The organism is Actinosynnema sp. CS-041913 (assembly GCF_050942485.1).
In the GTDB taxonomy this organism is placed as follows: Bacteria; Actinomycetota; Actinomycetes; order Mycobacteriales; family Pseudonocardiaceae; genus Actinosynnema.
Genome location: NZ_CP192037.1, coordinates 1,480,341 through 1,491,999, shown reverse-complemented (window position 1 = coordinate 1,491,999; position 11,659 = coordinate 1,480,341). Strand labels below are relative to the sequence as shown.

The 11,659-nt window shown below is 72.4% G+C and carries 5 protein-coding genes; 3 read left to right on the top strand and 2 right to left on the bottom strand.

Annotated elements, in window-relative coordinates; all coding sequences use genetic code 11:
* The first annotated feature begins 9 nt into the window (after positions 1-9).
* The 3 genes from ACQPZF_RS07320 (at position 10) to ACQPZF_RS07310 (ending at position 2,613) form a co-directional block, all read left to right on the top strand.
* Complete coding sequence (locus ACQPZF_RS07320) at positions 10-846, top strand: alpha/beta fold hydrolase (protein ID WP_433269562.1); 837 nt, start codon at positions 10-12, stop codon at positions 844-846.
* A complete protein-coding gene (locus ACQPZF_RS07315; protein ID WP_433269560.1) occupies positions 839-1,402 on the top strand; it encodes a TetR/AcrR family transcriptional regulator in 564 nt (187 codons plus the stop codon). Before ACQPZF_RS07320 ends, ACQPZF_RS07315 begins: the two co-directional genes overlap by 8 nt.
* A 161-nt stretch (positions 1,403-1,563) precedes the next feature.
* Positions 1,564-2,613: a cobalamin-independent methionine synthase II family protein gene (locus ACQPZF_RS07310; RefSeq protein WP_433269558.1), complete on the top strand. Its 1,050-nt coding sequence runs from the start codon at positions 1,564-1,566 to the stop codon at positions 2,611-2,613.
* A 169-nt stretch (positions 2,614-2,782) separates the two neighbouring features.
* Here ACQPZF_RS07310 and ACQPZF_RS07305 read toward each other — a convergent pair whose 3' ends face one another.
* Both ACQPZF_RS07305 and ACQPZF_RS07300 read right to left on the bottom strand, forming a co-directional pair.
* A complete protein-coding gene (locus ACQPZF_RS07305) occupies positions 2,783-7,738 on the bottom strand; it encodes an NAD-glutamate dehydrogenase (protein WP_433269556.1) in 4,956 nt (1,651 codons plus the stop codon).
* 203 nt (positions 7,739-7,941) lie between these two features.
* Positions 7,942-11,652, bottom strand: coding sequence for a hypothetical protein (locus ACQPZF_RS07300; RefSeq protein ID WP_433269554.1), 3,711 nt, complete (start codon positions 11,650-11,652; stop codon positions 7,942-7,944).
* Between the last annotated feature and the right edge of the window lie 7 nt (positions 11,653-11,659).

Here is an 11,659-nt window from a genome sequence, read left to right as displayed (position 1 = left end):
AGGATGGGCATGACGGAGTTCCTGGAGCTCGACGGCGGGCGGCTCGCCTACGACGTGATCGGCGAGGGGCCGCTGATCGTGCTGGCCCACGGCATGGGCGACAACCGGGCCGCCTACCGCGAGGTGGCCGCGCTGCTGGCCGACGCGGGGTACCGCGTCGCGAGCGTGGACCAGCGCGGCCACGGCGAGTCCAGCACCGGCTGGGCCTCCTACACCCGCACCGACTCGGCGGCCGACCTGCTCGCCGTGGTCCGGCGCCTGGGCGGCCCGGCCGTGCTCGTGGGGCACTCGTTCACCGGCGGCTCCGTCACCATCGCGGCCTCCCAGGAGCCCGAGTCGGTCAGCGCCATCGTGGAGATCAGCCCGTTCACCCGCGCGCAGAAGGTCGACTTCGGCGGTCTGCTGTCCAATGCCCGCTACCGCAAGGGCATGGCGCTGCTCATGGGCGCGGGGGTGTTCCGCAGCGTCGGGCTGTGGAAGCGCTACCTCGACCACGCCTACCCCGGCGCGAAGCCCGCGGGCTTCGCCGAGCACCTCGCCGCGCTCGACGCCGACCTGCGCAGGCCCGGCCGGATGGCGGTGGTGGGCCGGATGGGCATGTCCGCGCCCACGGACGCGGGCGCCCGGCTCGGCGACATCCGGTGCCCCGCGCTGGTCGTGGAGGGCTCGCTGGACCCCGACTGGGCCGATCCCCGCGGCGAGGGCGAGGGCATCGTGGCGGCCATGCCGCCAGGGCTGGGTCGGGTCGAGGTGATCGAGGGGGCGGGCCACTACCCGCACGTGCAGTACCCGGCCGAGGTGGCCGCGGCGATCCTCGCCTTCCTCGGGGCGGACGCCCGTGGCTAGGGCGGCGCTGTCCGCGGACGCGGTGGTCGACGTCGCGCTGCTCCTGGTCGACGCGGAAGGTCCCGCCGCGCTGACCCTGGCGGCGGTGGCCTCCCGCGCGGGCGTGGCCACGCCGTCGCTCTACAAGCACGTCCGCAACCTGGCCGAGCTGCGCGCGCTCATGTCGGTGCGGATCATGGACGAGCTGGCCGAGCGGATCGGCGGCGCGGTGCTCGGCCGCTCCGCCGACGAGGCGATCCGCGCGCTCATGACGGCTTGGCGCGACTACGTGCTGGAGCACCCGCACCGCTATTCCGCGCTCGTCCAGGTACCCGAGCCGATGGTGGCGCGGGCCGGGGAGCGGCTGGTCGACATCATGCTGGCCGCCCTGCGCGCGTACGGCTTGGAGGACTCCGACGCCATCCACGCGGCCCGCTGCCTGCGCGCGGCCGTGCACGGCTTCGCGGTGCTGGAAGCGGAGAACGCGTTCCAGCGGCCCGAGAAGCTGGACGAGACCTACGACCTGCTGGTCCACATGGTCGTCGCCGGGCTGCGGACTCCTCTTCGCCGCGCGTGAACCTCCAGGTCGGACGGTGCGCCGGATGGGGCACGGCTGCCTCACAAGATCGGGTGATTGCCGAAGATCACGGATCTTCGGCAGCGTGGGTCCTCCGGTAGTTCTTCCAATAGCCGGCGTCGGCGGTCACCGTCCCGCCGGAGCGTGAGAGGACGTGCCCGATGGCGATTCCCACCGAGCCGATCGGCAGCATTCCCCGTTCCCCCGAGCTGCTCGCCGCGATGCGCTCGGGCGACGCCGCCGTGTCGGCCGCGGCACAGGAGGCGGCGGTGCGCGACACGATCGCCCGGATGGAGGAGAGCGGGTGTCCGGTCGTCACCGACGGCGAGCAGTCCAAGCCCAGCTTCGTCACCTACCCGATCGCGGGCCTGCCGCACCTGGCGCCGGACGGCGTGGTGATCCCGTTCAACGACGGGCACACCCGGCAACTGCCCAGGCTGACCGCCGGACCGTTCCGCTACGCCGAGCGCGCCGAGCGGTATCTGCGCGCCGCTCAGGAGCACGCGAGCGTGCCGGTCAAGCAGGCGGTGGCCACCCCTTCGGCGTTGAGCCTGCTGTACCCCGAAGGCGGCATCGACGGCTACCCGCGCGAGCAGTTCCTGGACGATCTGGCCGACGAGGCGGAAGCCGACATCCGCGGCTGCCTGGACGCCGGCGCGCACGTCGTCCAACTCGACTTCACGGAGGGCCGGCTGTCGCTCAAGCTCGACCCCTCCGGGGCCCTGCTGGACGACCTCGTCGCCCTGAACAACCGGGTGCTGGAGCGGTTCTCCGAGGACGAGCGGGCCCGGATCGGGGTGCACACCTGCCCCGGCGGCGACCAGGACTCCACCCACAGCCTCGACGTCGACTACGCCGGGCTGCTGCCCGGGCTGTTCCGGCTGAAGGCGGGCAACTTCTACCTCCAGCTCGCCGGCGAGCCCGATCCGGACAAGGTGCTGGCCACCGTCGCCGACCACCTGCCGGACACGGCCCGCGTGTTCGTCGGCGTGATCGACCCGATCGACCCGCGGGTGGAGACCGCCGAGCAGGTCCGCGACCGGGTTCTCACGGCCGCCCGGCACGTGCCCGTCGACCGGCTCGGCACCTGCGACGACTGCGGCTTCGCCCCGTTCGCCGACGACACCTCCACCTCCCGCGACACCGCCTTCGCCAAGATCCGCGCCCGGGTCGAGGGCACCGCGCTCGCCGCCCGGGAACTCGGGGTGTGACCGCGCTGCCCCCGGCCCCACGGACCTCGTGCTGACGCCTTTCGGCCGCCTGGGCGGGGTCCGCCGTCTCGTGACAGCACGCACGCCCGCGTGGGCGGGGTCCGCGGGTTCGTAACGGCACGCACGCCGGGTGGCCGGGCCCGACAGGACCCGGCCGCCCGGCATCCGCCTAGCGGATCATGCTGCGCACCTGGCGGGCCGCCACCGACAGCGTCGCCAGGTCCAGCCGGGTGACGCGGTTGATCTCCGCCAGCGCCGCCCGCGCCCGGCCCAGCCGGGAGGCGTTCGCCTGCTCCCACGCCGCGATCTTCTCCGCCGGGGAGTCGCCCGGCTCGCTGGACCGCAGCACGTCGATCGTGATCGACCGCAGCGACGAGTAGAAGTCGTCCCGCAGCGCCAGCCGGGCCAGCGCGTGCCACCGGTTGCCGCGCTCCAGGCCGCTCACCGAACTCAGCATCCGGTCGACGTCCAGGTGCTCGGACAGCGCGAAGTACAGCTCGGCCGTCTCCACGTGCGACCGCTCCGTGCCCGCGCCGTGGCCTTCCTCGCGCTCGGCCAGCTCGGCCACCTCGGTCACGTCCAGCAGCCCGTAGGTGAACAGCAGCACCGCGATCCGCCGCGCCAGCTCCACCGGCACGCCGGAGGCCGTCAGCCGCTCGACGTGCTCGACCACCGAGTCCCGCTCCCGACCCTGCAGCAGGTCCGGCACGCGGGGCGCCAGGTCGCCCACGACGCCCGCGAAGCGGCTGATCGTCGAGCCGACCGCCAGCGGCTGGGGGCGGTTGGTGAGCAGCCAGCGGGACGCCCGGTCCAGCAGCCGGCGGGTCTCCAGGACCATGTCGTCCTGCACGTCGGTCGGGATCACGTTGTCCAGCGCGCGGATGTCCCGCCACAGCGACGGCAGGTCGTAGATCGCCGTCACGATCGCGTAGGCCCGCACGGCGTCCGTCGCCGACGCGCTGATCTCCTCGGCCAGCCGGAACGCGTACGACACGCCGCCGCCGTCCACCACCTCGTTGACCAGCACCGTGGTGATGATCTCGCGGGACAGCGGGTGGCTGCCGATGGCGTCGCCGAACCGCTCGCGCAGCTCGCTGGGGAAGTAGTCGGGCAGCCTGCGCGCCATCACGTCGATCGTCGGCAGGTCGCTGGCCAGCACCTCCTCCTTCAGCGCGAGCTTCACGTGCGCCAGCATGGTCGCGAGTTCCGGCGAGGTCAGGCCCTCGCCGGCCTTCTCCAGCGCCTTGAACCCGGCGGCCGACGGCAGGGCCTCCAGCGCCCGGTCCAGCACGCCGCGCTGTTCGAGGTCGGCGACCAGCCGCGCGTGCACGGACAGCATCGGCGCGGCGTGGGCGCGGGACACGCCCAGAGCCGAGTTCTGCGAGTAGTTGTCGTTCAGCACCAGCTCGCCGACCTCGTCGGTCATCTTGCCCAGCAGCTCGTTGCGCCGGTCCTGGTCCAGCTTGCCGTCCCGGACCAGCTCGTCGAGCAGGATCTTGATGTTGACCTCGTGGTCGGAGCAGTCCACGCCCGCCGAGTTGTCCAGCGCGTCGGTGTTGGCCTTGCCGCCCGCGCGGGAGAACTCGATCCGGCCGCGCTGGGTCAGGCCCAGGTTGCCGCCCTCGCCGACCACCTTCACCCGCAGGTCCGCGCCGTCGACCCGGATCGCGTCGTTGGCCTTGTCGCCCACCTCGGCGTGCGACTCGGCGCCCGCCTTCACGTAGGTGCCGATGCCGCCGTTCCACAGCAGGTCGACCGGCGCGAGCAGGACGGCCTTCATCAGCTCCTGCGGCGACAGTTTCGTCACGCCCTCGGGCAGGCCCAGCGCCACCCGCGCCTCGGGGCTGACCGGGATGGACTTCGCCGTGCGCGGCCACACGCCGCCGCCCGCGCTGATCAGCGTGCGGTCGTAGTCGTCCCACGACGAGCGGGGCAGCTCGAAGAGGCGCTTGCGCTCGGCGAACGACGAGGCGGCCGTCGGGTCGGGGTCGATGAAGATGTGCCGGTGGTCGAACGCGGCGACCAGGCGGATGTGCTCGGACAGCAGCATCCCGTTGCCGAACACGTCACCGGACATGTCGCCGACGCCGACGACCGTGAACTCCTCGGTCTGGGTGTCCGTGCCCAGCTCGCGGAAGTGCCGCTTCACGCTCTCCCACGCGCCCTTGGCGGTGATGCCCATGGCCTTGTGGTCGTAGCCGACCGAGCCGCCGGACGCGAACGCGTCGCCCAGCCAGAAGTCGTAGGACTCCGACATCTCGTTGGCGATGTCGGAGAACGCCGCCGTGCCCTTGTCCGCCGCGACCACCAGGTAGGTGTCGTCGCCGTCGTGCCGCACCACCTGCGGCGCGGGGATGACCGTGCCGGAACTCAGGTTGTCGGTCAGGTCCAGCAGGCCGGAGATGAACTGCCGGTAGCACGCGATGCCCTCGGCCAGGAACGCCTCGCGGTCCAGCCCGGGGTCGCCGGTCGGCTGCGGCGGCTTCTTCACCACGAAGCCGCCCTTCGCGCCCACCGGCACGATCACGGCGTTCTTCACCGCCTGCGCCTTCACCAGGCCCAGGATCTCGGTCCGGAAGTCCTCGCGCCGGTCGGACCAGCGCAGACCGCCGCGCGCGACCGGCCCGAACCGCAGGTGCACGCCTTCGAGGCGCGGCGAGTACACGAAGATCTCGAACCGGGGCCGGGGCTGCGGCAGGTCCGGGATCGCGCGCGGGTCGAGCTTCACCGCCAGGTACGGGCGGGGACTTCCGGCGGCGTCGCGCACGAAGTAGTTGGTGCGCAGCGTGGCCTGCACGAGGGTGAGCAGGCTGCGCAGGATGCGGTCGGCGTCCAGGCTCTTCACGTCGTCGATGAGCGTCGTGATCTCGGTGGCCAGCAAGTCCGTGCGGGTGGCGCGCTGCGCGTCCTCCATCGCCGGGTCGAAGCGGGCCTCGAACAGGCGGACCAGTGCCCGCGCCACCTCGGTGTGCGCCAGGACGGCGTCCTCGATGTAGTCCTGGCTGTACGGGGTGCCCGCCTGCCGCAGGTACTTCGCGTAGGCGCGCAGCATCGCGGCCTGCTGCCACGTGACGCCCGCCTTGAGCACGAGCGTGTTGAACCCGTCGACCTCCGCCTCACCGCGCCAGGCGGCGGCGAACGCGTCCTGGAACCGGGTGCGCACCGACTCCAGGTCGTCGTCGGACAGCTTGTCCAGCGTCACCTGCTCGATGCGGAGGCCGAAGTCGTAGATCCAGCACTCCGTGCCGTCCTCGCGGACCAGCTCGTACGGGCGCTCGTCCACCACGACCACGCCCATGCGCTGGAGCATCGGCAGCACGTCGGACAGCGTGATCCGCGCGCCCGCGAGGAACAGCTTGAACCGCCGCTCACCGGGCTCGGCGTCGCGCGGCACGTAGAAGACCATGTCCAGGTCGCCCTGGCCGAGCGCCTCGATGCGCCGGAAGTCCGCCAGGCCCTCGGCGGCGGTGAAGTCCTCCTTGTACGCCTCTGGGAACGCCGCGGCGAACCGCTGGCCCTGCTCGGAGGCCGACTCCGCGCCCAGGCCGTGGCCGTCGGACAGCACGGCCTCGACCATGCGGTCGTCCCAGGAGCGGACCGCCTCGGCCAGTAGCTGCTGGATGTAGGCGGTGTCCGGCTCGACCCGGCGGTTCGGGTCGGTGTGCACCATGAAGTGCACGCGGGCCAGCGCGGACTCGCCGACGCGTGCGCTGTACTCCAGGTTCACGCCGCTCAGCTCGGCGATCAGGACTTCCTGCATGGCCAGCCGCGACGTCGTGGTGTAGCGGTCGCGCGGCAGGTAGACCAGGCAGGAGTAGAACCGGCCGTACGGGTCGCGGCGCAGGAACAGCCGCAGCCGGCGGCGTTCGGCGAGCGCGATCACGCCCGTCACGGTCTGGTAGAGCGTGTCGGTGTCGACGGAGAACAGCTCGGTGCGCGGGTAGTTCTGGATCACCTCCAGCATCCGCTGCCCCGAGTAGGAGTGCAGCGGGAAGCCGGCGCGGTGGATGACGTCGCGGACGCGGCGCTCGATGGCCGGGATGTCCAGCACGTCCTCGTGCAGCGCGGTGGTGGAGAACACGCCGAGGAACCGGTGCTCGCCGGTCACGTTGCCGTCGGCGTCGAACGTCTTGACGCCGACGTAGTACGGGTAGACCGAGCGGTGCACGCTGGACTGCGCGCTCGCCTGGGTCAGCACCAGCAGCTCGGACGAGAGGGCCTGCGCGCCCGCGTCCGGCCCGGCGGTGAGACTGCGCGCCGCGAGGCTGTCCTGTCTGAGCACACCCAGCCCGCTGGCGAGGACCGCGCGGAGGGCGGGCTCGCCGCCGGTCGACGGGTCGTCGCGGACCAGCTCGTACCGACGGTAGCCGAGGAACGTGAAGTGGTCGGCGGCCAGCCAGCGGAGCAGGCGGGCGCCGTCGTCCACGTCGGCCGGGTTCAGCGGCGGCGGCGAGGCCTGGAGGTGCTCGGCGAGCTGGAGCGCGGTGTCGGTCATCCTGCGGGTGTCCTCGACGACCTCGCGCACGTCGTTGAGGACGGTGTGCAGCTTGGTCTCCAGCTCCCGCGCCCGGTCCGGGTCGGTCAGCAGGTCGACCTCGATGTACATCCAGGACTCGGCCATCGCGTCCGACGGGGGGTCGGCGGGATCGGCGGTCGGCAGGACCTCGTTGAGCGCGCCGGTCACCGGATCCCGGCGCACCACCACGATGGGGTGAACCACCCGGTGCACCTGCACGCCGCCGCGGGTGAGTTCGGAGGCCACCGAGTCGACCAGGTAGGGCATGTCGTCGGTGACCACCTGCACGACGGTCGCGGGACACGTCCAGCCGTCGTGCACGCGGGTCGGGTTGAGGATGCGCACCACCGGGCGACCCGGCACGCGTGTCTCGGCGAGCTGGTAGTTCGAGCGAACCGCGCCGACCAGGTCCACCGGGTCGTCGTCGTTGACTTCCTCGGCCGGGACGTGGCGGTAGTACAGGCGGATCAGGTCGGCCAACCCGGGTGCGTTGGCGGCGGCCCGTTCGATCAATTCGTCACGAGCCTGTTCGGGACTGGCCGTGCGGCCGGCACCGGCATCGTGGCGGGTGGCGAGCTCCGATCGGGACGGGACTCCAGTCGAGGTCATGTTCAGGCGACTCCACGCTATCCGGCACCTCTGTGTGCCGGGTCCGCGGACCACTAAACCAGACGAACGGGATCCGGTCGGAGCAACCCTCGTGACTGAATCGAGCCACTTGCGGTAAAGTAGAAAATTCACCGCGACCGGGCTATTTTGACGCCCCGGGTTTGTTACCCGTGGGAAACCTCATTAAAACCTTAAATTGTTTCTCAGCTTTCGGGCAACGTCCACCTGGGTGGTTCACCGGTCACCCGCCGGATGGGGGCGGTGGTCTCGGCGTCGGTCTCGGGCCTGGTGTGCGCTCCGCTCCTGGTCGTGGTCTGAGCACCGGTCGCGGTCCCGGTGCCGGTGTGCGCATCGGCTCCGGTGCTCGCGTGCGCACCGACCCCGGCGCTGGTATGGGCACCAGCCCTGGTGCTCGTGTGGGCACCGGCCTCGCTCGTGGCGTCAGGGCTGGTTCCGGGAGCGTTCCCGAAGGTCCCCACCGGCACGATCGGCACGGTGCTCTCGGCCTCCCCGGAGCCGGCGCCCGCACCGGTCCCGGCTTGAGCGGCCTCGTCCTCGCGCCGGCCAGCTTCGTAGGCGACAAGAGCCTCGGCGAGCAATTCGGCGAGACTCAGATCGCTCTTGGGTCGACGTGAGGCACGCGTCACACTGGGCGACTCGGACACCGGCGGAGAAGGCTCGACAATCGGCGGCAACTCGATCGCCGTCCCACCGACCACAACGGCTGTGATGAACGGCTCCTCAGCCGTCCCCTCAGCCCCACCCTCGACCGCTTCGGCCGCACCGCCGACTTCGCCACTGCCGGCCTCCACTGCTCCGTCAGGGTGTGCGGACGCGGTCCGCTGGACCTCCGAGGCGTTCTCCCGGACCTCCGGCCCGGTGCTTCCGACCTCCGGCGCGGCCGACCCGGCGGGCGGCCGGACTTCGACCGGTGGCACGGGTTCGGTGACGGGCCCATCGTCCTCGACGTCGCCGTACCCGAGGAAACCCGATGGCCCGAACGGACTGGGCGGCACCGGATCCGGAATCGGCACCGACGGGACCTGGTCGGGTTCGGGCAGGTCGGGCACGGGGTCGGGCACCGGCTGGGGGTCTTCGGCCGGTTCGGGGAGGTCAGGCCGCTCGGCGACGTCAGGCCGCTCGGGGAGGTCAAGCGGCTCGGCGAGGTCAGGCAGCTTGGGGAGATCAAGCGGCTCGGCGAGGTCAGGCGGCTCGGGCGTCCGGGCGGTAGGGATCACCGGCCCTTTGACGAACGCGGCGCCCAACCCGATCGGCGGGACATCATCATCCCGAACCGGAGGCTGCACCATGGTCGGCGAGTCGAACATGTCGACCGGTGAAGCGGCCTCCTCCCGCAACCGGGGAGGTGCTTCGACCCGCCACGGCACAGGGTCGGCGGCCTTTTCAGCAACACCGGTGTGAGCAGCACCGACCTCAGCGCGACCGGCGTCAGCAGGCTCGGCGTCGGCAGAACCGGCGTCAGCAGAGTCGCCGTCGGCAGAACCGGCGTCGGTAGCGCCAGTGTCGGTAGCGCGGGCGTCGGTAGCGCGGGCGTCGGTAGCGCGGGCGTCGGTAGCGCCAGTGTCGGTAGCGCCCGCGTCAGCAAGACCGGCACCAGCAGCACGGATGTCGTCAGCCTCGGCCTCAGGTGCCCGCCGCCGCCCGCCGGCCCGCTGGGAGTCGAGCAGGCCAGCGGCCTTGAGCGTCTCCAGCACGCTGCCACCGTCCGCCCTCTGGGGAACAGCAGTCTGCGCGCCCGAACCATCCGAACCGTCCCCAGCAGCCTCCCGAGCCGCCCGCCGCCGCCCACTGCGCACCGCACCCGCAGCCGCGATCAACCCGGCGGCCGACACGCTCCGCTCAGTTCCGCCAACGGCTCGCTCTGAGCCAGCGGCCGAATCCGCGGTCGGGTCAGCAGTCGAGTCGGCGGCAGGTTGCGGCACGGCTGGAGACGTCGGCGCTGCCGAAAGCTGTTGCCCGCTGAACTCGTCTGGCACTGGCGCGGTGGGCTCGTGGGGCCGACCGGGACGAGGCGCGACAGGCGGACTCGGAACTGGTCGCGCGGGGGCGGGTTGCTCGGGCGCCGAGTGCGCGGGGGCCGAGGGAGGCTGGTTGGGCATCGGTGGCAGGACAGGTGGCGGGAACGTCGCGGGCGGGAAGACAGGTGGCGGGATGGGAGCCGGCGTTTCCGGGTGCGACGGGCCGGTGCCTGTGGGGGTGAGTGAGGGGAACGCTTGTTCCAAGTAGGTCTGTTCGCGACGGACCTGGGTGGTTGGGCGGGCTTCGCCGCTTCTCGCGTGTTCCGGCCTGCCGTGGGTGGGCTGGTCGGTGTCTGGCGGCGGTTGTGGCGTGGTCGGCTCGGTTGGGGTGGGAGCCGTGGGCGGAGTGGCAGCCGTGGGCGGAGTAGCAGCCGTGGGTGGAGTAGCAGCCGTGGGCGGAGGCGCGGCCGTGGGCGGAGTGGCAGCCGTCGGGGTGTTGGTGGCCATCGGGGTGTTGAAGGCCGCCAGGGCGCCGGAGGGTGCCGGCTGGGATGCGTCCGGGGCTCGGCGGCGGCCGGCTGGTGGTGTGGTCGGGTCCGTGGGTGTCGCCGTCTCGCCGAACGGTTGGACCAGGCGCCAGCGGTCTGCTGCGTGGGCTCGGGCTGCGGAGATGCCTTCCACCGTCATGTCTTCCGCGGCCCTGCGTGCGCGCTTGACGCGCAGGCCTTCGGTCCGGTGGACCTGGACCGGGCGCCATTGCCTCAGTTGTTGCTTCGCCTCCGGGGTCAGGTGGGTTTCCGGTTGGGCGGCCGGGCGTTGTTCTGCCGTGCGCAGCAGGGCCTTCAGTTGGTCGTGCAGGCCGCTCGGCTGTCGGTGGACGCCGGAGAACTCGGCTGCCAGTCTGGCGCGCACCGCGTAGACCGCCCTGGCCCTCCTGCGTTCGGCCGCGTGGGCCGCGCGCAGGTCGGCCAGTGCCTCGCCCAGTTCGCCGGACACCTCGTGGAGGTGGGCCAGGGCCAGCAGGCTCTCCGCCAGGAGGATGTCCAGTTGGTGGCGTTCCGCGCTGTCCGCCGCGTCCCTCAGCAGGTCCCGCGCCTGGTCCACCCGGCCGGCGGGCAGGTGGACCCGGGTCGCCAACGCCAGGCGCAGCCACCCCGTCGAGGATGCCGACGGTGCTCGGACGGGGCGGTCCAGCAGGGGTGTTCCGGTTTCCGAGGCTTCGGCGGGTTTGTCGGCGTCCAGCAGGGCGCAGACCAGTTCCACGGTGAGCTTGCCGCGCACCTCGCCGCTGTCGGACGCGGGGTCCTTGAGCTGGTCCAGCAGTTCGACGCCCTCGCGCCCCGCCGCTATCGCCGCTTCCCAGTCGCCCCAGCGGCGGTGTTGGCCCGCTGCCGCCGCGCGGAGGAGGCCGCGCAGCAGCAGGGCGGTGTCGTGGTCCAGGACCGGGTCGGCCGCGTAGAGCTGGTCGGCTTCTTCCAGGGCTTGGCGGAGGGCCGCGCCTCTGCCCACGGACACCAGGCACTCGCCGGCCTGCACGAGCGCCGACGCGCGCAGGGCGTCCGGGACGCCTTCGGCTTCCAGGACCGGGCGGACGGCCGCGAAGCCGGTCAGCGGCGCGCCCACCGACCGGGCGGTGTCGGCCAGTGCCACGCGCAGCCGCCACGCCGTCTCGTGTTCCGCTTCGGCCTCGGCCGCCTTCAGGGCGTCCAGCGCCCGGTCGGCGGTCTTGACGCCGCGGCCCATCCGGTTGCTCGCGAAGACCACCAGGGACTCCGCGCGCAACCGGTCGACCTCGTCACGGCGGGCGGAGGCGAGCGCGACCACGCGCTCGCCCAGCACCAGAGCCAGCTCCGGTGCCCGCCAACGCAGCCGCCAGGCGGGCACGACCAGCGTGCTCACCTCGACGTCCGCCTGCGCCTCGCTCCTCGCCGCCACGATGCCC